Genomic DNA, 25,054 nt, shown 5'->3' on the forward strand with positions numbered 1-25,054 from the left:
GGCCCGGCGCCGTCGCTGAAGGAGATCGCCGGCCGCCACGAAATGAGGCAGGCGGACCTGGTGCGTCTGCTGGTGCGGATCCTGCCGGTGGGGTCGGAGCGCCGTGCCGTCCAGTTAGGGGGCTCCACCGGCCGTCCCGGCTGTCTCGTGGAGGTGTCCACCTCAGCCCACAAGCGAGACAGGCCACACCGGGTTGGGTGTGGCCTGTCCATTGTTTTGCCGTCGGTTTTTGTACGCCGCCTTCGGGTGAACCTCCCACCAGACGAAGCCGCTCGGCTGACGATTTATTAAACGCTATGTGTCCCGTTGGATAAAAACCGTATCAATTTGCGTGGGTGTCTGTACTCTTGAAACGCTGAGAGCATGACTGAAAACCCATCGCGGTCCCATCTGCAAATTGAAGGATGGCAACCTGACCCAAATGGACTATCTTTATCAAAGCCCGGGGGATAGTGGGCAAGCATCGCGGCGCAAGGCCGGCGCAGCCTGCGCTGGCGCCCAGTCGAGGATCGTTCCCGGAATGGCGGATGGTCTGTCGGATCTCATCGCGAGAATCTACGATGCGGCGCTCGACCAGGGGTTATGGGATTCTGTTCTCAACGACCTCGCCCGGCAATTCGCCGACGGCCACGCCAGCCTCTACCTGCTGCATGAATCCGACGATGTCGACACCGCCGCCTTCGAGGCGCTGGCGGCCACCAGCAGCTGGGATCCGGCCTTCATCGACAGCTACGCCCAGCATTTCTGGCGCACCAACCCCTGGAGCGACCGGGTCCTGCAGCGCGGCGTCGGCGAGGTCACGGTTAGCGATACGCTGGTCCCCCGCAATTCGCTGGAGCGGACGGAGTTCTACTCCGACTGGCTGAGGCCGCAGCAGCTGTTCTCCGGCATCGGCGGCACCTTCCTGCGCCGCGGCGGCGTCTCCGCCCATATCAGCGTGCTGCACGCCTCGCCGATGACCGAGCAGGACACGGAGCGGCTGACCACGCTGATGCGTTTGCTGCTGCCCCATTTCGCCCGCGCGGCACAGGTCCATCAGCGGCTCGGCGACGTGACCACCCAGCGCGATGCGCTGGAAACCGGCCTGGACCGCCTGTCGATCGGGGTGATCCTGACCGACCCGACCGGGCGGGTCTCGTTCTCCAACCGCGTGGCCGACGATCTGCTGCGGGCGGGAACCGCGCTGCGGGTCGACCAGCGCGGGCTGATCTGCGCCAGCCAGCCGTCCGAGACCGCGCGGCTGCGTCAGCTGATCGCCTCCGCCTCGATCATCCTCGACGACCCCGGGCTGGAGCCGGGCGGCGGGCTGACCCTGTCGGACACCGGCGGCGACGACCGGCTCGCCGTCCTGGTCGCGCCGGTCGGCCGTGGCCGCCCGCTGCTGGGCCTGACCCAGCCCAAGGCCGCGATCTTCATCGCCGGGCCGACGCCGGCGAACCAGATGTCGCAGCCGGAGCTCCGTCGGCTCTACGGCCTGACCGCGACCGAGGCCCGCATCGCCGGCGAGCTGGCGGCCGGGCTGTCGCTGAAGCAGATCGCGACCCGGCTCGACGTCAGCTACGAGACCATCCGCAACCATCTCAAGAAGATCTTCGCCAAGACCCGCACCAACCGGCAGTCGGAGTTGGTGCGCCAGCTGCTGCGCAACCTGCCGGCGATCGGCGGCCGCAGCGAGGCGGTGTAGGCGGCCAGCCAAGGGCCAGCTCAGAACATCCGGCGCCAGAGCATCAGCACGATCGTCGCCACGCCCGCGACCACGATCAGCAGCATCACCCACAGGAACGCCCCAGGATCCTGCAGCCCGGGCATGCCGGCGACATTCATGCCGAAGATGCCGGTGATCAGCGTCATCGGCAGGAAGATCGCGGTCAGCACCGCCAGCACCAGCAGGCTGCGATTCATCGCCTCGGCCCGCTGCGCCGCAATTTCCTCCTGCAGCAGGCGGGCCCGGTCGATCACCTCGTCCAGGCTGCGGGCGGCGCGGCGGAAGCGTTCGGCCGCGGCGACCAGGCTGCCCCGCCCGGCCGCGTCGGCCCAGTCCGGCAGATCGTCAAGCCCGGCGGCGAAGGTGGTGCCTTCCGGCAGCAGGTGGCGCCGCAGCGCGGCGGCGCTGCGGCGGATGCGGCCCAGCGCCTGGCGGTCCTCGACCGTGTGGCTGTTCGACCGGTCGTCCAGCACCCGGTCTTCGATCTCGTCGACCTGCTCCATCAGCTTCTCGACCGTCGCCTCCGCCTCCGCCGCCAGGTGCTCGCCGACCAAAGCGAGCATGCCGAGGGCGGTGGCGGGCGCCCGCCCGGAATCGAGGCTGCGGCGGATCTCGTCGACCGCACGCAGCGGATGGCGGCGGCCGGTGACCAGCAGGTTCGGCCCGACGCAGAACCGCATCCGGCTGATCTGGTCGGGCTCGAAGGCGAAATCATGGTGCAGCCCGTTGGCGGCGCCGACCACCCAGCCGTCCAGTCGTTGCAGGTGGACCCGGTCCGGCCCGTCCAGCAGCCATTGGGCCACGGCGGGGGGTACGGTCGCGTGATGCGCCAGCCAGTGCCGGGCGCGGGTGTCTGTCAGCTTCAGATGCAGCCAGACCCAGCCGTCGCCCGGCTCCGGCAACGGGTCGACCCCGGTCTGGCGGCAGGCGCCGGATCCGGGGTCGAAGTGATAGGCGGCGGCGACCGCATCGCCGAAGTGAAAGCTGACGAGCGGCCGCTTTTCGTCCAATCCCACGCTCGGATCAGAACAGGTGGCGCAGCAGCCAGTACAGGCCGCCGGCCAGCACGATCGAGACCGGCAGGGTCAGCACCCAGGCCATGATCAGGTTGCGGATGGTGCTCCACTGCAGCCCGGACCGGTTGGCCGCCATCGTGCCGGCGACGCCGGAGGACAGCACATGGGTGGTGCTGACCGGCAGGCCGTAGACATCGGCGGCGCCGATCGTGGCCATGGCGACGAGTTCGGCCGAGGCGCCCTGGGCGTAGGTCAGGTGCTCCTTGCCGATCTTCTCGCCGACGGTGACGACGATGCGCTTCCAGCCGACCATGGTGCCGAGGCCCAGCGCAATGGCGACCGCGACCTTGACCCAGGTCGGGATGAACTTGGTCGCCTGGTCGAGATAGCCGCGATAGGCGGTCAGCACCTTGCCGTCATCGGCGGTGAAGGCCGGCGTCTCGGACTTCGCCATCAGCTTCAGCGCTTCGGAGGCGAGGTACATGTCGTTGCGGATGTTGCCGGTCTGCTCCAGCGGGACCGTGGCCAGGCTGCTGCGGCCGGCGACGCTGCGGTCGATCTCGCGGGTCAGCGCGGCCAGGGCCGGGATCGTCTCCGGCGCGATGGTGCGGTCGCGGACATAGGCGGTGGCGGCTGCCCGGGCATCGGCCGGGGCGGCGACGCCGTTGGTGTAGCGGTCGAGCACGCCCGCCGCCTGCTGCGACGACTGCTCGAAGGCGGCGATCTGGGTTTCCGGCATCGCCCGGTTCAGGGCGTAGGCGGTGGGCACCGTGCCGATCAGGATCAGCATGATCAGCCCCATGCCCTTCTGCCCGTCATTCGAGCCGTGGGCGAAGCTGACGCCGGTGCAGGTCAGGATCAGCAGGCCGCGGATCCACAGCGGCGGCGGCTTGGCACCTTCCGGCGCCTTGTACAGCTCCGGCCGCTTGATCAGAAGCTTGGCGGCCAGCAGCAGCAGGGCGGCGGCGACGAAGCCGACCAGCGGCGACAGCAGCAGCGACTTGCCGATGCCCAGGGCCTGGGACCAGTCCACGCCGCTGGTGCCGGTGCCCGGGATGGCCATCAGCTGGTTCATCAGCCCGACGCCGATGATCGAGCCGATCAGCGTGTGCGAGGAGGAGGAGGGCAGGCCGAAATACCAGGTGCCGACATTCCAGATGATCGCGGCGATCAGCAGGGCGAACACCATGGCGAAGCCGGCTTGGCTGCCGACCTGCAGGATCAGCTCGACCGGCAGCAGCGAGATGATGCCGAAGGCGACGATGCCGGTCGACGTCAGCACGCCCAGGAAGTTCCAGGCGCCGGACCACACCACCGCGAGGGTGGGCGGCAGCGAGTTGGTGTAGATCACCGTCGCCACCGCGTTGGCAGTGTCGTGGAAGCCGTTGACGAATTCGAAGCCCAGCGCGATCAGCAGTGCGATGCCGAGCAGCAGGAAGGGCAACAGGCTGGGGGAATGGACGTCGCCCAGGTCGTTGACCAGGCTCCAGCCGGCATAGATCACGCCGGCGATGAGCAGGCCGAAGACGGCCAGCGGGGTCAGTCTGCTCAGGCCCCCTGTGGGCCTGGAGTCGAGCACGGAACTGGTCATGGGATGCCTCGGCCGGCTTCGATCGATGAAGCCGTGACCCTACAAGCCGTGTGTTACGGTATTGTTGTGGTTTCCGGACGTCATCGGGTCACGTCGAACCCGGAACAGTGTGCGGCCCCAGCCGTTGATACGGGGCGTTTCGCGGCCCATCGATCGAGGGAGAGGACCATGGTCTTGAGAAGGGGAATGGGTCTCGCCGTCCTGGCGCTGGGCCTCGTGCTCGGCCTTGCGGCCTGCGCCCGGCAGGTGCGGCCGATCATCGACCCCGCGACCTCGGTCGCGGGCGGCCGGAACTATGAGTTCGACGTCGGCCAGTGCCAGCAGCTGGCGGATCAGGTCGACACCGGCGGCCGAACCGTCGGCGGGGCGCTGGTCGGCGGCGCGGTCGGTGCCGCCGGCGGCGCGATCATCGGTGCCTTCACCGGCAATGTCGGGCGCGGCGCCGCGATCGGCGCGGGCGTCGGCGGCCTGACCGGCGGCGTCGGCGGCGCGGCCTCCGGCGCGACCTCGACCCGCGACGTCGTCCGCAACTGCATGATGCGCCGCGGCTACGCCGTGCTGGACTAACGCCTTAAGGTGCCTGCTGGGCCGACAGCAGGCAGAGCCAGGTCCAGCCGACCGTCGCGGCCAGCACGGCGGTGATCTCGGAATGGTCGTAGGGCGGGCAGGTCTCGACCACATCGGCGCCGACCCAGTCGAGGTCGCCGAGCCGGCGCAGGATGGCCAGCGCCTGCCACGAGAACAGGCCGCCGGCCTCGGGGCAGGCGACGCCCGGCGCCATGCCGGGGTCGATCACGTCGATGTCGAAGGTCAGGTAGGCCGGCCGGTTGCCGACCACGGCGCGGATGCGGTCGACGGTGCGGTCGATGCCGTCGAGATGCACGCTCTCGGCCGACAGACCGGTCACGCCCCGGTCCCGGGTCCAGGCGGCGGTGTCACGCGCGACCGGGCTGTGCAGCCCGACCTGGATCGTGGCCCGCGGGTCGATCAGGCCTCGCTCGATGGCCAGCCGGACATGCGATCCGTGATAGACCGGCGCCGAGGGCGCGCCGGACCAGGTGTCGCAATGCGCGTCGAACTGCACCAGTGCCACCGGACCGTGCTTCGCCGCCGTCGCTTGCAGCAGCGGCAGGGTGATGGTGTGGTCGCCGCCGAGGGCCAGCACCCTAGCCCCGGCCGCCAGTTGCTCCGCCGTCGCCTGCCGGATCGCCGCCAGGCTTCCGGCGATGTCGGCGGTGATCGGCGCGGCGTCGCCGGCATCGTACAGGTCCAGGCGGTCCTGCGGGCTCAGGCCCAGCTCGGGATGGTCGTCGCCAGTCAGCACCCGGCTCACGGCGCGGATCGCGCCCGGCCCGAAGCGGGAGCCGGGGCGGTAGGTGGTGCCGAAATCGAACGGCGCTCCCAGCACGGCGACGGCGGGGCGGTCCCCTTCGGGCTTGCGGCGGTGCGGCGCGCCGAGGAACGTCGCGATGCCGGCATAGGGCGGGGCCATGGCTCTCTCCGGACCGGAAACGGGCCGCGATGGTTCTTGCCCGCCGCCGGGGTGTCAAGCCGTGTCGGCCCCCGGGTCGCTCCCCGGCCCCGTCACTCCGGGCGGCGGAACGCCTGATCGATCGGCACCTGCAGGCCGGTGGCCAGGCGGTTGGTCTCGTTCGCCATGCCGGTCACCGCCATCAGCTCGCCCAGCATCTCGTCGGTCATCCCGGCCTTGCGCGCGGCGACGGTGTGCGACGCGATGCAGTAGCCGCAGCCATTGGTGGTGCTGACGGCGAGATAGATCATCTCCTTCACCAGCGGGTCGATCGCGCCCGGGGCCATCACCTCCTTCAGGCTCTCCCAGGTCCGCTTCAGCGTCGGCGGGTGGACGGCCAAGGCCTTCCAGAAGTTGTTGACCCGGTCGATCTTCCGGGTGGTCATGATGTCGTCGAACACGGCGCGCACCTCCGGCGGCGCCTCGTCATACTCGATCAGCCCCGATGTCATGCGCTGTCCCCTATTGCGGTCTGGTCGGGCAAGGTGGCACAGCCCGGCCGCAGCGTCATGGGTCCGGGAGGGGCCGCCGGCCCGGCAAATCGTCACAATTGTGCAGGTGACAAGCCGGATCGGTCCCGGCTATGGTTCGGGCGCAGTCGGTCCTGCCGAGCGCGGCGTGCAGTCGCGAATCCCGGCGGTTGACTCTGTCCTGCCGATCACTATACTCCGCGCGCTTCGGAGCCGTAAGGCGCCCGAAGCGCAAGGCGTTCGCATGGCCGCTCCGGCCTGCGGGCAACCATGAACAGCATACCCGGCGTTGCAGGCCTCGCCTCACAAGGGCAGGGCAGCGGCGGCGCCGAAGGTGGCACTCACAAGGAGAGAGACGTGGCACGTATTGCCGGCGTCAATATCCCGACCCAGAAGCGCGTCCTGATCGCGCTCACCTATATCCATGGGATCGGCCGCCATGCCTCGCAGACGATCATCGACAAGCTCGGCATCCCGGCCGACCGTCGCGTCAGCGAGCTGACCGAAGACGAGATCCTGCGCATCCGCGAGTCGATCGACGCCGACTACACGGTCGAAGGCGATCTGCGCCGCGAGACGGCGATGAACATCAAGCGCCTGATGGACCTCGGCTGCTACCGCGGCCTGCGTCACCGCAAGGGCCTGCCGGTCCGCGGCCAGCGCACCCACACCAATGCGCGTACCCGCAAGGGCCCGGCGCGGCCCATCGCGGGCAAGAAGAAGTAATCGGAAGGCGAGCGAACCATGGCCAAGCCAGCAGCTGCCACCGCGAACGCCCGTCTGCGTCGTCGCGAGCGCAAGAACATCACCTCGGGCGTCGCCCACGTGAACTCGTCCTTCAACAACACGGTGATCACCATCACCGACGCGCAGGGCAACGCCATTGCCTGGTCGTCGGCCGGTGGCATGGGCTTCAAGGGCAGCCGCAAGTCGACGCCCTACGCCGCCCAGATGGCCGCCGAGGATGCCGGCCGCAAGGCGCAGGAACACGGCATGCGCGTGCTCGAGATCAACGTGAAGGGCCCCGGCTCCGGCCGTGAGAGCGCGCTCCGCGCCCTGCAGTCGGTCGGCTTCCAGATCACCTCGATCCGCGACGTCACGCCGATCCCGCACAACGGCGTCCGCCCGCGCAAGAAGCGTCGCGTCTAATCAGGGCATCCGGCCCGTCAGCACCGTCCCGGATCTCCGGGGCGGGGCCGACGGGCCGATGTCTTTTCGGGTTTCAGCCGGCCGATCCGGGATAGGACCACTGGCCACAGGGTCCACGCATGGGATCGGAAGGGGGTTTCGGCCCCCGCCGGTGTTTTGGCCGTATCCGGCCGTCCGTGGCAGAACAGGATGATTGATGACAGTGCTTCAGCGCAACTGGCAGGAACTGATCAAGCCCAACGCTCTCGACGTCCAGCCGGGCGACGATGCGCAGCGCAAGGCGACCCTGGTCGCCGACCCGCTCGAGCGCGGCTTCGGCCTGACCCTCGGCAACGCCGTCCGGCGCGTGCTGCTCTCCTCGCTGCAGGGCGCGGCGGTCACCGCGATCCACATCGACGGCGTGCTGCATGAATTCTCGTCGATCCCGGGCGTCCGCGAGGACGTGACCGACATCGTCCTCAACGTGAAGGCGCTGTCGCTGCGCATGCACGCCGAGGGCCCGAAGAAGATGCGCCTCAATGTCGAGGGGCCGAAGGTTGTCAAGGCCGGCGACATCGTCACCGGCGCCGACATCGAGATCATGGACCCCGAGCTGGTGCTGTGCACCCTCGACGAGGGCGCCAAGCTGGCGATGGAATTCACGGTCAATCTCGGCAAGGGCTACGTCCCGGCCAGCATGAACCGGCCCGAGGATGCGCCGATCGGCCTGATCCCGGTCGACGCCCTGTACAGCCCGGTCCGCAAGGTCTCGTACAAGGTCGAGAACACCCGCGTCGGCCAGGTCACCGACTACGACAAGCTGTCGATGCAGATCGAGACCAACGGCGCGGTCACGCCCGAGGATTCGGTGGCGCTCGCCGCCCGCATCCTGCAGGACCAGCTGCAGCTGTTCATCAACTTCGAGGAGCCGTCGCGCGACCATCGCGAGGAGACCTCGGAGGACATGCCGTTCAACCGCAACCTGCTGCGGAAGGTGGACGAGCTCGAGCTGTCGGTGCGCTCGGCCAACTGCCTGAAGAACGACAACATCGTCTACATCGGCGACCTCGTGCAGAAGACCGAGGCGGAAATGCTCCGCACCCCGAACTTCGGCCGCAAGTCGCTGAACGAGATCAAGGAAGTTCTCTCGACCATGGGTCTCCATCTCGGCATGGAAATCCCGAGCTGGCCGCCGGAGAACATCGAGGATCTCGCCAAGAAGCTCGAAGAGCCGTTCTGATCGGCTGACGAGAAGTGCCTAAGCCCGCCGTTCTCTCCCAGCTGGGGAGGCGGCGGGTCCCGCCATCGGACCCCCGCCGGGGGCCATGCCTTGAGGAGAGACCGCCATGCGTCACGGCGTTTCCGGACGTAAGTTCAGCCGCACCAGCAGCCACCGCAAGGCGATGTTCGCCAACATGGCGGCGGCGCTGATCACCCATGAGCAGATCAAGACCACCCTGCCGAAGGCGAAGGATCTTCGCCCGATCGTCGAGAAGCTGATCACCCTCGGCAAGAAGGGTGGCCTCGCCAACCGCCGCCTGGCCTACGCGCAGCTGCGCGACGACGAGGTGGTGTCCAAGCTGTTCTCGACCATCGCCGAGCGCTACAAGACCCGCGAAGGCGGCTATTCCCGCGTGCTCAAGGCCGGCTTCCGCTACGGCGATGCCGCCCCGATGGCCGTGATCGAGCTGGTCGACCGCGACCGCGCCGCCAAGGGCTCCGCCGACAAGGCCCGCGACGCCGAGCTGAAGGCCGCGGCCGCCGAGGCCGAGGGCGCCGACGCCTGATCGGCCGCTGAAGCGACAAGAGACGGATCAAGGCCCGGCGCAAGCCGGGCCTTTTTCGTTGCCGATCGGGTGCGGCGTCCGGGCCTATCGAAGCGGCAGGGCCTGGACGCTGATGATCGGGGTCCAGAAGCCGCATTTGTGGTCGGCGGCGAAGGCGAATGTCGGCTTCTGCCGCTCCGCCAGCGATTGGATGGCGGTCTGGCCGGACCCGATCGGGGTCCAGGACGGAACGCCCAGGCCGTTGGGGTCGCCGCGTCTCGCGAAATTCGTCCAGTAGCGCACCATCGACCGGGCCAGCGCCTGCTCGACCGGCGTCAGGGGGGCGGCCTGGCTGCCATTGGCGGGCTGGACGAACCGATCGAACACGAACGGGATCTCGCTGGCATGCGCCGCGGCGTAGGGGAAGCTGACCGGCGGCAGGAAGATCTGGGGGGCACTCTCGTCGGCGAACTCGTATTGGAACACCGGGGCGAACCGTGCCGCCGCCGCGCCGGCGCGAAGCGTGTTGCACGAGAAGATCGCGTCGGTCTCGAGCGTCGCGAGGGCAAGATCCGGGCTGGGGAACCCGGTCAGCGGATACTGGGCGAGAACCGGGGTGGCGATGCTGGGAAGCGACCCATTGACGAACCCGGCAAAGCCCGCTGCGGTCAGCGGCGCCCCGGCCAGGTCGAACTGGCCCGCGACGAACAGCCTGCCTTCGTCGTGGTTGGAGCCGAGCATGAGCGGAACCCGGCTGAAATTGCCGGTCTTCAGGGCGACGTCGAGGGATTGCGGCAGCACCATGCCATCCAGGATGGTGGTCCTGAAGGCCACACCGGCCTGGTTCGCCAGGATGGTCTCGACCGGGAGCCGGCGCAGGCAGGCGGCCGATTGATCGGTGCAACCCGTCTGCGTGGCGAAGGCGGTTCCCAGGGCCTGGGCCTGGGCGAGGGTCGGAAGGATCAGCCCATAGGCGCCGCTCTGATCGATCGCCCGCGCGAACAGCCCCCGGGCTCCTGGCGAGACCAGATTCGACAGGACGCTCTGCCCGCCGGCGGATTCCCCGAACATGGTGACGTTGCGCGGATCGCCGCCGAAGCCGGCGATGTTGTCCCGCACCCAGCGCAGCGCGGCCTGCTGGTCGAGTAGGCCGTAGTTGACGGCGGGATGGCCCTCGGCCTCCAGGGCGGGGTGGGCGAGGAACCCGAGCGCGCCCAGCCGGTAGTTGAACGTCACGACGATGACGCCCTCGTTCACCAGCCGCGCCGGGTTGAAATCGTCGCTTTCGCCCTGGTTCAGGCTGCCGCCATGGATCCACACCATGACCGGAAGATAGGGGCGTCCCGGGATGGCGCCGTGGGGCGCGAACACGTTCAGGAACAGGCAGTCCTCGGTCGTGCTCGGCGTCCCGAACGCTGACGCCGTCTGCGGGCAATGGGGGCCGAAGGCATTGGCGATGGTGGTGCCGAACGCGGCCTCGAGCGGCTGCGGCGGCTGCCAGCGCAGGGCGCCGACCGGCGGCCGGGCATAGCGCATCCCCAAGAATTGCTTGAAGTCCTGGGTTTCCTGCCCGATCGCCAGCCCATGCTGAAGGATGGCCAGGGTCGGCACCGTGGCGGCCTCGGCCTGCCGCGGGGCCGGTATTCCGGCCGCCGCGACCGCGATGGCGGCCGCCAGCGACCGCAAAAGCGCGCGGAAGCGCCGCGCCAAGGTCTTGATCACCGCAATAATTCTCCCCTTCCGACTCTCGAATCCCAATGCGATTCACCGGAAGGATGAAATCGTCGAATTGCGGATGTGTGTCAGATCGGAGATCGATGGCTACCGACGCAATCAAGCCTGCGGGCGGCCGAAACGACCGTTTGGGAATGTCCAGGACTTCGGGCCGGGTCTTTGACTCCGATGATCGGGCCTTGCCGAAGGGAGATCGGGCTCCAACCTCTCCCGGAGACAACGAAATGGAGCATCCGATGGCGCGCGCGGTCTGGAACGGGGTGGTGCTGGCGGACAGCGACACCTATGAACTGGTCGAGGGCAATGTCTACTTCCCGCCGGACTCGGTGCGGAAGGATGTGCTGCGGCCCAGCCCGACCCACAGCACCTGCCCGTGGAAGGGCGAGGCCAGCTACTACACGGTCGAGGCCGGTGGCGCCGAGAACAAGGACGCCGCCTGGTTCTACCCCGACCCGAAGCCCGAGGCAGCGCGGATCAAGGATCATGTCGCCTTCTGGCGCGGCGTGACGGTCGAGCGCTGAGCGTTCCGCAGAGACCCTTCCTCCAAGACCTTCCTCCACGCGACGTACCGGCGCGTTGCCGTCGGGCCTCTCCCTCGGCTAGACCGGTCCGTCGCCTCTGGTGAGGGGTACCGATGATGGCGGATGGAGGAGTGATGACGCGCTTGTGGATGGCCGCGGCGGCCGCGCTGGTCCTGCTGGCCGGGCCTGCCCTGGCCGAAGATGTTGTGCCGGCCAACCGGGCCGAGATCGACCTGACCTTCGCGCCGCTGGTGCGCACCGCGGCGCCGGCCGTGGTCAACATCTACGCCCGCCACATGGTGGTCGAACGCCAGAACCCGCTGTTCGACGATCCGTTCTTCCAGCGCTTCTTCGGCGACGACATCCCCGGCGGCAGGCCGCGGCAGCGGATGGAGAACTCGCTCGGCTCCGGCGTCGTGGTCGCTGCCGACGGGTTGGTGGTGACCAACCACCATGTGATCAAGGACGCCGACCAGATCACCGTGGTGCTGGCGGACCGCACCGAATTCGAGGCCGAGGTGGTGCTGTCGGACGAACGCACCGACCTCGCCTTCCTCCGGCTCAAGGACATCGGCGGCCGGGCGCTGCCGTTCCTGCCGCTGGGCGACAGCGACGCACTCGAGGTCGGCGACCTCGTGCTCGCCATCGGCAACCCCTTCGGCGTCGGCCAGACCGTGACCATGGGCATCGTCTCGGCCATCGCCCGCACCGCCGTCGGCATCTCCGACTACGACTTCTTCATCCAGACCGACGCGGCGGTGAACCCCGGCAATTCCGGCGGCGCCCTGATCGACATGAAGGGCCGGCTGGTCGGCATCAACACCGCGATCTACAGCCGGACCGGCGGGTCGCTCGGCATCGGCTTCGCCATCCCGGCCAACATGCTGCGCGGCATGATGCGCTCGGCCCAGACCGGGCAGCCGGTGGTGCGGCCCTGGCTCGGCGCCGACGGCCAGGCGATCGACCACAGCCTGGCCGAGGCCTATGGCCTCGACCGGCCGGCCGGGGTGCTGGTCAACGGCGTCGATCCGAAGGGCCCGGCCGGGCGCGCCGGACTGAAGGTCGGCGACGTCGTCATCGCGGTCGACGGCCATGCGGTCGACGATCCGGAATCGCTGCGCTACCGCCTCGTCACCCTTGATCTCGGCGCCACCGCCAAGCTGGCGGTGCGGCGCGGCAAGGACACGGTCGAGCTGTCGCTGCCGGTCGAGGCGCCGCCGGAGGATCCGCCGCGCGACCAGCGCGCGCTCGGCAGCGGCTCGCCGCTGGCCGGCGCCACCGTGGTCAACGTCTCGCCGGCGGTGGTGGAGGAGATGCGGCTCACCAGCGTCGGCAAGGGCGTGGTGGTGACCGCGGTCGCGGCGCGCAGCCCGGCGGGGCGGCTGGGGCTGCAGCCGGGCGACGTGCTGCTGCGCCTCAACGGCGACGCGGTCGACAGCACCGGGGCGCTGGAGGCGTCGCTGCGCGGATCCCGCGGCCCCTGGCGCATCGCCGTCCAGCGCGGCGGCCAGGTGCTGGAGACGACGGTCGGACGCTAGCGGTTGCCCTGTTGTCCTGCCGCTGAAATGATCCGCGCCTGATTCGGGCAAGGGGACCAGAATGGTGGTGGCATTTTCGAGCGGCGACCTGCTGCGGCGGGCCTTCGGCTGGAGCCTGGGGCATCCCGGCGCGCTGGCGCGCGTGGCGGCGCCGGCGATTGTCTTCGCCGCCATCCTCCGCCTGGCCATCGGCCAGCTCTGGGGCGACGAGATCGTGGCCATGATGGCGACCGGCGAGCCCTCGGGTCCCGCCATGCTGGCCGGGCTGCTGTACGGGGTGGTGCTGCTGCTCGCCGTCGCCTTGATCGCGGTGTCGTGGCACCGCTACGTGCTGCGCGGCGAGATCGTCCCGTTTCCGGCCGATGCGGCGACGCTGCGCTTCGCCCTCTACCAGATCTGGCTCGGTGCCCTCGGCATCGCCACGGTGATGGTTGCGCTGATCATCCTGTCGCTGGTCTTCGGCGCCGTGGGCGGACCGTCGGTGATGCAGTCCTTCGCCGCCGGCGGTGGCCTGGCGGGCGGGCTGTGGTCGGCCCTGGCGACGACCGTCCTGGTCACCGCCGTCATGACCGTGCCGTTCGCCTTCTACGGGCTGGTCCTGCCGGCCACCGCGATCGGCGATCGCGGGCTGGTCGCCGGCGAAAGCCGCCGGCTGCTGCGCGGGCATCGCATCGCCGGCCTGGTGGCGCTGATCGCGACCTCGGTGTTGAGCCTGGTGATTTCCCTGGCCGTCGGCTACGCGCTCGATGCAATCCTGCCGGAGGGCGATGGCTTCGGGGTTGCCGAGATCGTGGGCGAACTGGTGGCGCTGGCCCTGGTGGCGTTCGAGACCAGCCTCGTCGCCGGCGTGCTGTCGGAACTGTACCGCGACCTGCGGCTGCCGGAACTGGCCCGCGGAACCGCCCCGGACTGATCCGGGGCGGTTGTCGCGTCAGGCGGCCGGGGTGGCCTCGGGCTTCGGCGCCGCCGGCTTGCGCCGCGATACCGCCGCGCCGAGCCAGCGGCAGACCACGTAGAACATCGGCGTGAACATCAGGCCGAACACGGTCACGCCGATCATGCCCGAGAACACCGCCGTGCCCAGCGACCGGCGCATCTCGTAGCCGGCGCCCGTCGCGATCACCAGCGGCACCACGCCGAAGATGAAGGCGAAGGAGGTCATCAGGATCGGCCGCAGCCGGGTGCGCGCGGCATCGACCGCGGCCTGCTGCCGGGTGTCGCCCGCGGCCTCCGCCTGGCGGGCGAACTCCACGATCAGGATCGCGTTCTTCGCCGCCAGGCCGATCAGCACGACGAAGCCGATCTGGGCCAGGATGTTCACGTCGTACCCCCGGATCAGCAGGCCGGTGACGGCGGCGAGCAGGCACATCGGCACGATCAGGATGACCGAGAGCGGCAGCGTCCAGCTTTCATACTGTGCCGCCAGCAGCAGGAAGACGAACACCACCGAGGCGACGAACACCAGCATGCCGGTGTTGCCCGCCAGCTTCTGCTGCAGCGCGATTTCGGTCCATTCGAAGCCGAAGCCCGGTGGCAGGGTGTCGGCGGCGACCTTCTCCATCGCATCCAGGGCGAAGCCGGTGGAATAGCCCGGCGCGGCCGCGCCCTGGACCTCGGCTGCGGGGTACAGGTTGTAGCGCGGCACGCGATAGGCGCCGGTCTCGTTGCGGAAGCTGGCCACGGCGCTCAGCGGCACCATCCCGCCGCTGTCGCTGCGGGTCTTGTAGTTGCCGACGTCGCGCAGGTTCACCCGGAACTTGCCGTCGGCCTGGGCGGTGACGCGGAAGGTGCGGCCGAGATAGTTGAAGTCGTTGACGTAGGACGAACCGAGATAGATCTCCAGCGCCTCGAACACGCGGGAGGCGGGCACGCCCAGCATCTCGGCCTTCACCCGGTCGATGTCGGCATACAGCTTCGGCGTCCGGGTGTTGAACAGCGAGAACACGCCGGCCAGCCCCGGGACCTGGTTGGCCGCGGCCACCACCTCCTGCGTCGCGGCGTCGAGCGCGGGCAGCCCGCGGCCCAGCTTGTCCTGGATCATCAGCTTGAAGCCGCCGCCGGTGCCGATGCCGCGGACGGGCGGGGGCTGGATGGTGATGATGAAGGCGTCCTGGATGGCGGACAGGCGTTTGCCGAGGTCGGCCTGGATCGCGTCGGCCGTCTGCCCCTTGGGGTCGCGCTCGGCGAAGGGCAGGAACGGCGAGAAGACGGCGCCGGCGTTGGAGGCGTTGGTGAAGGTGGCGCCGTCGAAGCCGGCGAAGGCCACGGCATGGGCGACGCCCGGCGTCTCCGTGACGATCTTGGCCACCTGCTTGACCACGGCGTCGGTGCGCGCCAGGGACGAGCCCGGCGGCAGCTGGATGACGGTGATCAGATAGCCCTGGTCCTGCTGCGGGATGAAGCCGGTCGGGGCGCGGCTGAACTGGACGCCGGTCAGGGCGATCAGCCCGACATAGGCCACCAGCATCACCACCGAGAAGCGTATGAACTGGCGGGTCAGGCCGCCATAGCCGAGCGACAGCCGGTCGAAGAACCAGTTGAAGCCGCGGAAGAAGGCGGTGATCGGCCGGAACAGGATGAAGGTCTTGCGCCGGCTGTGGTGCTCCTCATGCGGCTTCAGCAGCAGGGCGCACAGGGCCGGGCTCAGGGTCAGCGACACGAAGGCCGAGATCACCGTCGCCGCGGCGATGGTGACCGCGAACTGGCGGAAGAACTGGCCGGTGATGCCGCTGATCAGCGCCGCCGGGATGAACACGGCGCACAGCACCAGGGCGATGGCGATCAGGGCACCGCCGACCTCGTCCATCGTCAGATGCGCGGCCTCCTTCGGCGACTTGCCCTCGCGCAGATGGCGTTCGACGTTCTCGACCACGACGATGGCGTCGTCGACCACGATGCCGATGGCCAGCACCAGGCCGAACAGCGACAGGTTGTTCAGGGAATAGCCCAGCCCCGCCATCAGCATGAAGGTGCCGACCAGCGAGATCGGGATCGCCACCACCGGGATGATCGCGGCGCGCCAGGTCTGCAGGAACACGATCACGACGATGACCACCAGGGCCACCGCCTCCCAGATCGTCTTCTCCACCTCCTGCACCGATTCGGCGATGAAGGTGGTCGGGTTGTAGACGACGTCGTAGTGGACGCCCGGCGGGAAGACCTTGGACAGGTCCGCCATCGTCGCCAGCATGGAGTTCGCGGTGTCCAGCGCGTTCGTCCCGGGCTGCTGGAAGATCAGCAGCGGGATCGCCGGCTGCTGGTCGAGATAGCCGTTGGTGGTGTAGTCCTGGGCGGCCAGCTCGACCCGGGCGATGTCGCGCACCCGGGTGACGCGGCCGTCACTGTCGGTCTTGATCACGATGTTGCCGAACTGGCGCGTATCGGTCAGCCGGCCCAGCGTCTCGACGTTCAGCTGGTAGGCGCCCGGGTTCGGCGTCGGCGGCTGGTTCAGCACGCCGGAGGCGACCTGGACGTTCTGCGCCCGCAGCGCCGCCACCACATCGCCGGCGGTCAGGTTGCGCGACTGCACCTTGTCGGGGTCGAGCCAGATCCGCATCGAGTAGTCGCGGGCGCCGATGACGCGCACGTCGCCGACGCCGTGCAGGCGGGCCAGCACGTCGCGCACCTGCAGGGTGGCGTAGTTCGAGAGGTAGAGCGGGTCGCGCGAGCCGTCGGGCGAGGTGAGATGGATCACCATCAGCAGGTCCGGCGAGGACTTGTTGGTGGTGACGCCGAGCGACCGCACCTCCTCCGGCAGCCGCGGCTCGGCCACGGCGACGCGGTTCTGGACCAGCACCTGGGCGATGTCGAGGTCGGTGCCGAGCGAGAAGGTGACGGTGATCGCCAGCTGGCCGTCGCCGGTGGCCTGCGAGGACATGTACAGCATGTTCTCGACGCCGTTGATCTCCTGCTCGATCGGCGTCGCCACGGTGTTGGCGACGACGTCGGCCGAAGCGCCCGGATACTGGGCGCGCACCACCACGGTCGGCGGCGCGATCTCGGGATACTGCGCCACCGGCAGGGTGAAGTAGGCGGCCGCGCCGAGCAGCACGATCAGGATCGACAGCACCGTCGCGAAGATCGGGCGGTCGATGCAGAAATGGGAGAACTTCATACCCCCCGCCCTCAGTTCGCGTCGTATTCGGGAACGGCCGCGATGGTGCCCGGCTGCGGCGTCACCTTGGCGCCGGGGCGGGCGCGGACCAGCCCGTTGATGATGACCTTGTCCTGCGCGGTCAGGCCATCGCGGATGATGCGCAGGCCGCCGGGATAAGTCGGGCCGGGCCGGATGATCTTGGGCACGACCGTGTTGTCGTCCTTCACCGTCATCACCACGCGGTTCGACTGATCGGTCAGGATCGCACTCTCCGGTATCAGGATCGCGTCATAGGCGTTCGACCCTGGCAGGCGCAGCCGGCCGAACTGGCCGGGGGTGATGAACAGGTCCTTGTTGTCCAGGATGGCGCGGGCGCGGATGGTGCCGGAGCCGGGGTCGAGCCGGTTGTCGACGAAGTTCATGGTGCCGGCATGCGGCCAATCCTGCTCGTCCGGCAGCCGGGTCTGGATGATGGTGGCGTTGTCGCGGGTCGAGGGCAGCTTGCCGGCGACCACCGCGCGCTGATAGGCGAGGTAGTCGGCCTCGCTCATGTCGAACTCGAAATAGATCGGGTCCAGCGCCACGATGGTGGTCAGGAGGGTCGAACTCGGGTCGCCGGTGACCAGGTTGCCGATGTCGACCCGGCGGTTCGAGACCCGGCCGGACATCGGCGCCTTGACCTGGGTGAAGCCGAGATTGAGCTGTGCCGACTGCAGCGCCGCCGTGGTCTGCGCCACTGCGGCCTCGGAGGCCCGCCGTTCCTGCACCGCCTGATCGTAGGACGAGCGCGAGACGTTGGACTGGGCGACCAGCGACTGTGCGCGATCGAGCTGGACCTTGGCGAGGTCGAGCCGGGCCTGGGCGTTGGTCAGGTCGGCCTGGGCCGAATCCACGACCGCCTGGTAGGGGCGGGGATCGATCGTGAACAGCAGGTCGCCCTGCTTGACCATGGCGCCGTCGGTGAAGTTGATCGACTGGAGGTAGCCGGAGACGCGGGCCCGCACCTCGACCGAGGCCGTCGCCTCGAAGCGGCCGGTGAACTCATCCCATTCGGTGATCTTCTGGACGAGCGGCGAGGCCACCGTGACCGGCGGGGGCGGCGGCGCGGCCTGGCCCTGGCTGCCCGATTCGTTGCAGGCGACGAGGAAAGCGGCCAGTCCCAATGCCGTCAGGGTGCCCAACACCCGTCCTGGCCGCATGTGCAGGCGCCCGGTCATCATTGTCTCATGCTCCGAAGGAGGTCCCCGGCAAAAGGTATCCGGGTGTCAGGGCTTGTCAATCGTTCGCTCTTTGCACCGCAAAGGTTCACGGCGAAGTGATCATGGTCACAGTCCGGCGGAACGGCGGCGGAAGAGCGGCCAACATGTCGCCATTGCGCCTCGCTGGCCGGTGGCCGACGATGCGGGGCCTCGGCGGGATTCCGCCGCGATCCGTTGTCCCGGCGCTGGCCAAGACCGCCCGCGCCCCCTAGATCTGAGCCATGGCCCGTTCTCCACGATCCGACAATACGCCCTCGCTCTTCGCCGACCAGGCGCCGCGGCCGCTGGCCGACCGGCTGCGGCCGCGCAGCATCGACGAGGTGGTCGGCCAGGACCACCTGCTGAAGCCGGAGGGTCCGATCGGCCGGATGGTGGCGGCGCACCGCATCGCCAGCATGGTGCTGTGGGGCCCGCCGGGCTGCGGCAAGACCACCCTGGCGCGGCTGCTGGCGGAGCACACCGACCTGCATTTCGAGCCGCTGTCGGCGATCTTCTCCGGCGTCGCCGAGCTGCGGAAGATCTTCGACGCGGCCCGTGGCCGGCGCGCCGCGGGGCAGGGCACGCTGCTGTTCGTCGACGAGGTCCACCGCTTCAACCGCAGCCAGCAGGACGCGTTCCTGCCGGTGGTCGAGGACGGCACCATCACCCTGATCGGCGCCACCACCGAGAACCCGTCCTTCGAGCTGAACGCCGCGCTGCTGTCGCGCTGCCAGGTCTTCGTCCTCAACCGCCTCGACTTCGCGGCGCTGGAGGAGCTGCTGCAGCGGGCCGAGGCGGCGGAGGGCCGGACCCTGCCGCTGACGTCGGAGGCGCGCGATGCGGTCAAGGCCATGGCCGACGGCGACGGCCGCTACCTGCTGAACCTGACGGAGGAGCTGTTCGCACTGAAGCCGGCCGCGCCGCTCGACGCCGCCGGGCTGGCCCAGACGGTGCAGCGCCGGGCGCCGGTCTACGACAAGGCGCAGGAGAGCCACTACAACCTGATCTCGGCCCTGCACAAGTCGCTGCGCGGCTCCGACGTCGACGCCGCGCTCTACTGGTTCGCGCGGATGCTGGCGGGGGGCGAGGACCCGCTCTACGTCGTGCGCCGGCTGGTGCGCTTCGCGGTCGAGGACATCGGCATGGCCGACCCGAACGCGCTGACCCAGTCGCTGGCGGCCTGGGACGCCTATGAGCGGCTGGGCAGCCCGGAGGGCGAACTCGCCATCGCCCAGGCGGTGATCTTCCTCGGCACCGCGCCGAAGTCGAACGCCGCCTACACCGCCTATAAGGCCAGTTCGCGTGCGGCGAAGGAGACCGGCAGCCTGATGCCGCCGATGCACATCCTGAACGCCCCGACCAAGCTGATGAAGGAGATCGGCTACGGCAAGGGCTACGCCTACGACCACGACACCGACGAGGGCTTCTCGGGCCAGAACTACTTTCCGCCCGACATGGCGCGGCAGGAATTCTACCGTCCGGTCGAGCGCGGCTTCGAGCGCGAGATCCGCAAGCGGCTGGATTACTGGGGCAAGCTGCGGGCGCAGCGGGAGGAGGGGTGACCTGCGCTGTCCCGGTCCCGGTCCCGGATTTCAGGCTTCAGGCGAAAGGCGGCAGCAGCGTTTCGGGCATCTGGTTGACGGAATAGAACCCCTCCAAGAGCCTACGGCGCGTCGCATCGCCGTCTCGCAGCCCGAGATAGCGGCCGGCATTCAGGCGCAGGATTCGGTCCAGCTGGTCGGCGCTCAACCCGCAATCCTCCGTCAGGAACCAGATGACGTTGCGGGTATAGGCCACTCCCGCCTTTTCGATTCCGACCATGATCCAGTCCGTCCCGAACAGGATGTGCTCCGCGTTCCGGTCGTATCTCCCGATCCAGGCCTTGAGGCTGTCGGCATAGTATTTGCGATTCTCCGCGCCGGGCCGCAGGGCTTCGGACAGATAGCTGATGTCCATGCAGAGATGCGTATCGGGGTTCTTGCTGATATGCCGGCCGATGATGTCCTCGTAGAGCTGCCCTGTGGTCTCCGGGGCGAGCGATCTGTAGCCGAACCGGCCCTGATGGGCGAGGCACAGGCGAAGGCCGGGCCACCGCTTCAGGACCCTCAGCCAATAGGTCGGATCGGCACGATCGGCGTAACCTCGCCCGGCGCCCTGGGTCGCGGCGGCATGCGCGATCACCGGCGCCTCGATGCGGGTGCACAGACCGTACAACCGGTCGAGGGCGTCATCGAGATCCCGCCCCAGCCCTGCAACGCCGCGCAGTTCCTCTGCGACAAGGTCGGGATAGCCCTGGCCGTCGGTATTGCCGGCCGCGCGGAACCCCATGGGCGGATACAGTTTCACCCCCAGGAAACCGTGGCTTTCCAGGGCGTCCTCGACGATCGAGAGCGGGTCCTCCGCCTGCAGGTCGGGGCGGCGCTGGTGGTAGACGGCGCGTAGCGGATCATAGGCGACCATGCCGTGAATGGCCGGTGACGCCTGCCGTCCCCGTGCGATCAGGTCGAAGACCTCAACCTGATCCCGCAAGGATGACGCGACCGATTCCCCGAGCCATTTCGAATAGTCGATCATCAGGGGGACGAGGAGGACGGGCTTCCGCCCGTCATTGGTGAGGGCGCTCGTCAGCTGCTCGGCCAGCGAATGGCGATACTGCATGAAGAGGGTGAACCATCTCAGATAGACCCCGATCGTGCTCTGCGATTCATAGGCGGCAAGGGCGGCCTCCCGCGGGTCGGGCTCGGCTCTCGGCGCGGCGCGGTTCAGGCTCATGGTCCCCGACTGCCCGGCCGCGTCGAGAAGCAGGGTGCGAAAGCGCTCGGACCGGGCATCCGGGGCAAGACGCGGCCCGACGCCGTCGGGCGGTCTGCCCTGGATGACGTCGGCGAGGGTGGACACCGCGAAATCCGGTGCCCCCGCCGCCGTCGCGTTCGATCGCAGCGATGCCTCGCCTTTCAGGTAGGCGATCTCCTGCTCGGCCGTCGGCGTCTCGTGCAGAAGCCGGTCCTTGAACCACTGCAGGACCAGCTCCAGGACGCTGGGATCCTCCACGGCACGGGACGCGGCGATGCGGGGCTCGGGTGTCTCGTTCTCCGGAATGACGACCTTCGTGATGAAACGGACGACGGGCAGATCCTGGCCGTTGAAGAGGTGGCAGTGGATGTCGACGATATCCCCCGCCACCACCAGCGGCGGCGGTGGCGGAAGCAGCGGACGGCACGCTGCGGCAATGCCTGAGATGGAGATGAGAAGGGCGCCCTTGCTGAAAGTCCGTCTGTCGATGTCCAAAGACATGATCGGCTCCCCATAAAATAATATGCGATCAAAATACTGCGGCCTGCGACGGCGAAAATTCCGGCCGTGCGCGCCCCGCCGATGGTAGTGGAAATCGGGACAGCCCGCATTCCCAGCTTTCGCGCGCTTCCGAGCGCCATGCGCCACCCTGCGGCGCCCTGGTCCTATCGGTCCGGCGGCAGGGATGGTATAGAGCGTGCGAGTTGGTCGCAATTCCGGCCCGCACCCTCGCGGCTCCGGTTGGAGGTATGGCCCAGATGCTGGCCACTGTGTTCGCGCCGAAGTTCCTGATCGTCTATGCCTACATCGCCTCGGCGCTGTGGGTGCATTTCCGCGGCCAGGTGCGGCACCGCTTCACCCGGCAGCTGACCGATCACTCGACCTTCTTCGCGCCGATCAACTGCTTCATGTACCTGTTCTCGCGGGTGCCGAGCAGACCTTACCACGACCCGCGCAGCTTCCCGGAGCTGCAGGCGCTGAAGGACAATTGGCACGTCTTCCGCGACGAGGCCCTGCGGCTGCAGGAGGACGGCGACATCAAGGGCTCGGACAAGCTCGACGATGTCGGCTTCAACTCCTTCTTCCGGCGTGGCTGGAAGCGCTATTACCTCAAGTGGTACGGCGACCCGCTGCCCTCGGCCGAAACCCAGTGCCCGCGCTCCGTGGCGCTGGTGAAGACCATCCCGACCCTGAAGGCGGCGATGTTCACCTCGCTGCCGCCGGGCGGCAAGCTGGTGGCGCATCGCGACCCCTATGCCGGCTCGCTGCGCTACCATCTCGGCCTGATCACGCCGAATGACGACCGCTGCCGCATCATCGTCGACGGCAAGTCCTACAGCTGGCGCGACGGCGAGGACGTGGTCTTCGACGAGACCTACATCCACTACGCCGAGAACTTCTCGGACGAGAACCGGGTGATCCTGTTCTGCGACGTCGAGCGGCCGATGCGGTTCGGCTGGGCGCTGGCGGTGAACCGCTTCTTCGCCAAGTACCTGATCCAGGCCGGCGCCACCCGCAACGCCGACGGCGACAAGGTGTCGGGGCTGAACAAGGCCTTCGCCTACATCTACCCGATCCGGACCTTCTTCAAGAAGATCAAGAAGAAGAACCGCAAGCTGTACTACGCGATCAAATACGTCTTCTTCGGCGGGCTATTGGCGGCGTTCCTGGCCCTGGCCTAGAGCCCATCCGATACCGCTACTGGTGCGGCCGTCTGACGGCGGCTTCTCCGCTTCCGGTGCTCACGGACCCAAACGTCCGCTGCGCGCCGGGTCTCGAAACCACCGCCAGCCGACTCACACCAGCGCGGTCTCGAACGGGCCCTATTTCGATGGCCGACGAAGCGGGCCCGTTGCGATGGCGCCGGCGGCGATGCGATAGTGAGCGCGGCGGGGATTCCGGGGGGAACGAATGGTCGCGGAGATCCGTGCCTTGACGTCGATGCGGGGCATCGCCGCGTTGTCCGTGGTCGGGCTGCATCTCGACGACACCATCGACAACCTGATCGGCAAGGGGCTGGTGCCGGTCGGGTTCGACCCCAGCGGCGTCACCCGGTATTTCGACAAATCGTATCTCTGGGTCGACTTCTTCTTCATGCTCAGCGGCCTGCTGATGGCCCTGGTCTACGGCACCGTGCTGAGGCCCGGATTCCGCCGGCGGGACTATCTCGACTTCATCGGCCGCCGGCTGGCCCGGATCTATCCGCTGCACCTGCTGATGCTGCTGGTCTTTGTCGGCATCGAGCTGCTGAAGTACCGGGTGCCGACCTATGATTCCGCGCCCTTCACCGGGCCGCACGGGCCGGTCGGCCTGCTGCAGCACCTGCTGCTGATCCAGGGCTGGCCCGGTGGCGTGGGCACCAGCTTCAACTACGTCTCCTGGTCGGTCAGCACGGAGTTCCTGGCCTATCTGCTGCTGCCGCTGCTGCTGGTCCTGCTGCGCTGGGGATCCTGGCCGCTGGCGATCGCCACGGCGCTGGCCGGGCTGGCGGCGCTGCTGTGGCTGTCGACGGTCGACCCGGCGCTGCAGTTGAACCAGTCCGCCGGGCTGGCGATCCTGCGCTGCCTGCCGTCCTTCGGGATCGGTATCCTGATCGCCCGGCTGGTCGAGACCCGCGACCAGGCGCTGCGGCGGCTGGGCGGCGCGGCTGGCGCGGCCGCGGCCCTGATCCTCGCCGTCCTGCTGCTGCATCTCGGGGCGCCGGACATCCTGCTGATCCCGGTCTTCGCCTGGATCGTGCTGTCCCTGGCGCTGGACGGGGGAACGGTCGCCCGGGCCCTGTCCTGGCGGCCGCTGCATCTCCTCGGCCTGTGGTCCTACTCGATCTACATGGTCCATCCCCTGGTGCTGAAGATCGAGATGCAGGTGCTGCTGCGGTCCGGTGACCGGCTGCAGTCGCTGCCCTATCTGGTCGCGGTCTCGGCCGCGGCGCTGCTGGCGGTGGTGCTGCTGGCGGCGCTGCTGTTCCGCTGGGTCGAGGTGCCGGCGCGCCGGGCGCTGTATGCCCGCCTCGACCGCCGGCGCCCGGCCGCGCTGGCGGCATGAACCCGGCAGGGTTCCCGGCCCCCTTCGACCGCTTCATCGCCATCGACTGGTCCGGCGCGCGCGGCGTCTATGACGGCGTCGCCGTGGCGGAATGCCGGGCCGGCGCGGCCGGGCCGATGCTGCTGCCGCCACCGTCCGGCCGGCGCTGGACCCGCAGCGCCGTCGCCGACTGGATCGCGGCCGAGGCCCGGGGCGCCGACCGCATGCTGGTCGGCATCGACTGCGCCTTCTCGCTGCCCTTCGTCACCGCCGCCGGCTATCTGCCGCCGGGCGGCGGCGCCCGTGACCTGTGGGCGCTGATCGACCGGGTCGCGGCCGGGGCGCCGGATTTCCTCGGCGCCGATTTCGCCCGCCATGCCGACTACATCGCGGATTTCTGGCTGCGCGGCCCGCGGCCGGCCGGCTGGGTCGAGCCGCATCGCGAGGCCGAGATGGCCTGCCGCCGCGACGGGCTCGGCGCGCCGGACAGCCCGTTCAAGCAGTTCGGGCCGAAGACGGTGGGGCCGGGTGCCCTGGCCGGCATGCGGGTGCTGCACCATCTGCGCGACCGCCTCGACGGGCGGCTGGCGGTCTGGCCGTTCGAGCCGGTGGGGGCGCATCCGATCGTGATGGTCGAGATCTTCCCGCGCCTGTCCTGGCGCCGCGCCGGGCGCATGGCCAGCGCCAAGGTCCGCGACCGCGCTGATCTCGACGCCGCGCTGGCCCGGCTGGGCAGCGGCCCCGCCGTCGTGGCCGATCCCCTGACCGACCATGCCACCGACGCGCTGGTCGCCGCGGCGGGCCTGCGGGTGGCGGCCGGGGAGCCGGAAAGCTGGGCGCCGCCGGGGCTGACGGCGGCGACCGCCCGCACCGAAGGCTGGATCTTCGGGGTGCGGGGATGAG

General features: G+C 69.0%; 21 protein-coding genes. 13 read left to right on the forward strand and 8 right to left on the reverse strand.

Features of this window, described 5'->3' with window-relative positions:
- Positions 1-520: 520 nt before the first annotated feature.
- The gene (locus tag AB4112_RS08925) at positions 521-1,684 is read left to right on the forward strand and encodes a helix-turn-helix transcriptional regulator (RefSeq protein ID WP_309791670.1); all 1,164 of its coding nucleotides are present in this window, start codon (positions 521-523) and stop codon (positions 1,682-1,684) included.
- A 20-nt stretch (positions 1,685-1,704) separates the two neighbouring features.
- Here AB4112_RS08925 and AB4112_RS08930 read toward each other — a convergent pair whose 3' ends face one another.
- Entirely contained in the window at positions 1,705-2,721 is a 1,017-nt protein-coding gene (locus AB4112_RS08930) for a CorA family divalent cation transporter (RefSeq protein WP_309791671.1), read from the reverse strand.
- Positions 2,722-2,728: 7 nt separating this feature from the next.
- Positions 2,729-4,312, reverse strand: coding sequence for an inorganic phosphate transporter (locus AB4112_RS08935; RefSeq protein WP_309791672.1), 1,584 nt, complete (start codon positions 4,310-4,312; stop codon positions 2,729-2,731).
- A 186-nt stretch (positions 4,313-4,498) separates the two neighbouring features.
- On the opposite strand from AB4112_RS08935, the gene AB4112_RS08940 reads away from it, so the two are divergent.
- Entirely contained in the window at positions 4,499-4,879 is a 381-nt protein-coding gene (locus AB4112_RS08940) for a glycine zipper family protein (RefSeq protein ID WP_309791673.1), read from the forward strand.
- Between the two features lie 4 nt (positions 4,880-4,883).
- On the opposite strand, the gene speB is transcribed toward AB4112_RS08940, so the two are convergent.
- Together speB and AB4112_RS08950 are read right to left on the reverse strand one after the other, a co-directional pair.
- Positions 4,884-5,804, reverse strand: coding sequence for an agmatinase (speB, locus tag AB4112_RS08945; protein ID WP_309791675.1), 921 nt, complete (start codon positions 5,802-5,804; stop codon positions 4,884-4,886).
- A gap of 92 nt (positions 5,805-5,896) precedes the next feature.
- The gene (locus AB4112_RS08950; RefSeq protein ID WP_309791677.1) at positions 5,897-6,295 is read right to left on the reverse strand and encodes a carboxymuconolactone decarboxylase family protein; all 399 of its coding nucleotides are present in this window, start codon (positions 6,293-6,295) and stop codon (positions 5,897-5,899) included.
- A 375-nt stretch (positions 6,296-6,670) separates the two neighbouring features.
- On the opposite strand from AB4112_RS08950, the gene rpsM reads away from it, so the two are divergent.
- From rpsM to rplQ, 4 genes are all read left to right on the forward strand, one after another.
- Entirely contained in the window at positions 6,671-7,039 is a 369-nt protein-coding gene (rpsM, locus tag AB4112_RS08955) for a 30S ribosomal protein S13 (protein WP_309792237.1), read from the forward strand.
- 18 nt (positions 7,040-7,057) lie between these two features.
- Entirely contained in the window at positions 7,058-7,462 is a 405-nt protein-coding gene (gene rpsK, locus AB4112_RS08960) for a 30S ribosomal protein S11 (RefSeq protein WP_309791678.1), read from the forward strand.
- Positions 7,463-7,664: 202 nt separating this feature from the next.
- The gene (locus AB4112_RS08965; RefSeq protein ID WP_441718819.1) at positions 7,665-8,681 is read left to right on the forward strand and encodes a DNA-directed RNA polymerase subunit alpha; all 1,017 of its coding nucleotides are present in this window, start codon (positions 7,665-7,667) and stop codon (positions 8,679-8,681) included.
- 106 nt (positions 8,682-8,787) lie between these two features.
- Entirely contained in the window at positions 8,788-9,228 is a 441-nt protein-coding gene (gene rplQ, locus AB4112_RS08970) for a 50S ribosomal protein L17 (protein ID WP_309791680.1), read from the forward strand.
- Positions 9,229-9,312: 84 nt separating this feature from the next.
- On the opposite strand, the gene AB4112_RS08975 is transcribed toward rplQ, so the two are convergent.
- Positions 9,313-10,929: a carboxylesterase/lipase family protein gene (locus AB4112_RS08975; protein WP_441718698.1), complete on the reverse strand. Its 1,617-nt coding sequence runs from the start codon at positions 10,927-10,929 to the stop codon at positions 9,313-9,315.
- Positions 10,930-11,177: 248 nt separating this feature from the next.
- On the opposite strand from AB4112_RS08975, the gene AB4112_RS08980 reads away from it, so the two are divergent.
- The 3 genes from AB4112_RS08980 (at position 11,178) to AB4112_RS08990 (ending at position 13,913) form a co-directional block, all read left to right on the forward strand.
- Positions 11,178-11,462, forward strand: a complete 285-nt coding sequence (locus AB4112_RS08980) for a DUF427 domain-containing protein (RefSeq protein ID WP_309791684.1) — start codon at positions 11,178-11,180, stop codon at positions 11,460-11,462.
- Between the two features lie 134 nt (positions 11,463-11,596).
- Positions 11,597-13,000 (forward strand): Do family serine endopeptidase, encoded by a 1,404-nt coding sequence (locus tag AB4112_RS08985; protein ID WP_441718702.1) that lies wholly within the window; start codon positions 11,597-11,599, stop codon positions 12,998-13,000.
- A gap of 61 nt (positions 13,001-13,061) precedes the next feature.
- The gene (locus tag AB4112_RS08990; protein ID WP_441718705.1) at positions 13,062-13,913 is read left to right on the forward strand and encodes a hypothetical protein; all 852 of its coding nucleotides are present in this window, start codon (positions 13,062-13,064) and stop codon (positions 13,911-13,913) included.
- Positions 13,914-13,931: 18 nt separating this feature from the next.
- Here AB4112_RS08990 and AB4112_RS08995 read toward each other — a convergent pair whose 3' ends face one another.
- Positions 13,932-17,114, reverse strand: coding sequence for an efflux RND transporter permease subunit (locus AB4112_RS08995; RefSeq protein WP_441718708.1), 3,183 nt, complete (start codon positions 17,112-17,114; stop codon positions 13,932-13,934).
- Between the two features lie 11 nt (positions 17,115-17,125).
- The gene (locus AB4112_RS09000) at positions 17,126-18,313 is read right to left on the reverse strand and encodes an efflux RND transporter periplasmic adaptor subunit (protein WP_441718711.1); all 1,188 of its coding nucleotides are present in this window, start codon (positions 18,311-18,313) and stop codon (positions 17,126-17,128) included.
- Between the two features lie 263 nt (positions 18,314-18,576).
- Here AB4112_RS09000 and AB4112_RS09005 point away from each other — a divergent pair, with 263 nt between their 5' ends.
- Positions 18,577-19,896, forward strand: coding sequence for a replication-associated recombination protein A (locus tag AB4112_RS09005; protein ID WP_441718714.1), 1,320 nt, complete (start codon positions 18,577-18,579; stop codon positions 19,894-19,896).
- A gap of 37 nt (positions 19,897-19,933) precedes the next feature.
- Here AB4112_RS09005 and AB4112_RS09010 read toward each other — a convergent pair whose 3' ends face one another.
- Positions 19,934-21,628, reverse strand: a complete 1,695-nt coding sequence (locus AB4112_RS09010; RefSeq protein ID WP_441718717.1) for an amidohydrolase family protein — start codon at positions 21,626-21,628, stop codon at positions 19,934-19,936.
- 257 nt (positions 21,629-21,885) lie between these two features.
- Here AB4112_RS09010 and AB4112_RS09015 point away from each other — a divergent pair, with 257 nt between their 5' ends.
- From AB4112_RS09015 to AB4112_RS09025, 3 genes are all read left to right on the forward strand, one after another.
- On the forward strand, positions 21,886-22,809 hold the full coding sequence (locus AB4112_RS09015) for an aspartyl/asparaginyl beta-hydroxylase domain-containing protein (protein WP_441718720.1): 924 nt from the start codon (positions 21,886-21,888) through the stop codon (positions 22,807-22,809).
- A 259-nt stretch (positions 22,810-23,068) separates the two neighbouring features.
- Entirely contained in the window at positions 23,069-24,172 is a 1,104-nt protein-coding gene (locus tag AB4112_RS09020) for an acyltransferase family protein (RefSeq protein WP_441718822.1), read from the forward strand.
- Positions 24,169-25,053 (forward strand): hypothetical protein, encoded by an 885-nt coding sequence (locus AB4112_RS09025; protein ID WP_441718723.1) that lies wholly within the window; start codon positions 24,169-24,171, stop codon positions 25,051-25,053. Before AB4112_RS09020 ends, AB4112_RS09025 begins: the two co-directional genes overlap by 4 nt.
- Position 25,054 lies beyond the last annotated feature (1 nt).

The sequence above is a fragment of the Inquilinus sp. 2KB_23 genome (genome assembly GCF_052115705.1).
Lineage (GTDB): Bacteria > Pseudomonadota > Alphaproteobacteria > DSM-16000 > Inquilinaceae > Inquilinus > Inquilinus ginsengisoli_A.

Excerpts from the sequence above, each read along its gene's own strand:
- AB4112_RS08925 (WP_309791670.1), top strand. The coding sequence starts at position 521 with ATGGCGGATGGTCTGTCGGATCTCATCGCGAGAATCTACGATGCGGCG.
- AB4112_RS08935 (WP_309791672.1), bottom strand. The coding sequence starts at position 4,312 with ATGACCAGTTCCGTGCTCGACTCCAGGCCCACAGGGGGCCTGAGCAGA.
- AB4112_RS08940 (WP_309791673.1), top strand. The coding sequence starts at position 4,499 with ATGGGTCTCGCCGTCCTGGCGCTGGGCCTCGTGCTCGGCCTTGCGGCC.
- speB (WP_309791675.1), bottom strand. The coding sequence starts at position 5,804 with ATGGCCCCGCCCTATGCCGGCATCGCGACGTTCCTCGGCGCGCCGCAC.
- AB4112_RS08950 (WP_309791677.1), bottom strand. The coding sequence starts at position 6,295 with ATGACATCGGGGCTGATCGAGTATGACGAGGCGCCGCCGGAGGTGCGC.
- rpsK (WP_309791678.1), top strand. The coding sequence starts at position 7,058 with ATGGCCAAGCCAGCAGCTGCCACCGCGAACGCCCGTCTGCGTCGTCGC.
- rplQ (WP_309791680.1), top strand. The coding sequence starts at position 8,788 with ATGCGTCACGGCGTTTCCGGACGTAAGTTCAGCCGCACCAGCAGCCAC.
- AB4112_RS08980 (WP_309791684.1), top strand. The coding sequence starts at position 11,178 with ATGGCGCGCGCGGTCTGGAACGGGGTGGTGCTGGCGGACAGCGACACC.
- AB4112_RS08985 (WP_441718702.1), top strand. The coding sequence starts at position 11,597 with ATGACGCGCTTGTGGATGGCCGCGGCGGCCGCGCTGGTCCTGCTGGCC.
- AB4112_RS08990 (WP_441718705.1), top strand. The coding sequence starts at position 13,062 with ATGGTGGTGGCATTTTCGAGCGGCGACCTGCTGCGGCGGGCCTTCGGC.
- AB4112_RS08995 (WP_441718708.1), bottom strand. The coding sequence starts at position 17,114 with ATGAAGTTCTCCCATTTCTGCATCGACCGCCCGATCTTCGCGACGGTG.
- AB4112_RS09000 (WP_441718711.1), bottom strand. The coding sequence starts at position 18,313 with ATGACCGGGCGCCTGCACATGCGGCCAGGACGGGTGTTGGGCACCCTG.
- AB4112_RS09005 (WP_441718714.1), top strand. The coding sequence starts at position 18,577 with ATGGCCCGTTCTCCACGATCCGACAATACGCCCTCGCTCTTCGCCGAC.
- AB4112_RS09010 (WP_441718717.1), bottom strand. The coding sequence starts at position 21,628 with ATGTCTTTGGACATCGACAGACGGACTTTCAGCAAGGGCGCCCTTCTC.
- AB4112_RS09015 (WP_441718720.1), top strand. The coding sequence starts at position 21,886 with ATGCTGGCCACTGTGTTCGCGCCGAAGTTCCTGATCGTCTATGCCTAC.
- AB4112_RS09020 (WP_441718822.1), top strand. The coding sequence starts at position 23,069 with ATGCGGGGCATCGCCGCGTTGTCCGTGGTCGGGCTGCATCTCGACGAC.
- AB4112_RS09025 (WP_441718723.1), top strand. The coding sequence starts at position 24,169 with ATGAACCCGGCAGGGTTCCCGGCCCCCTTCGACCGCTTCATCGCCATC.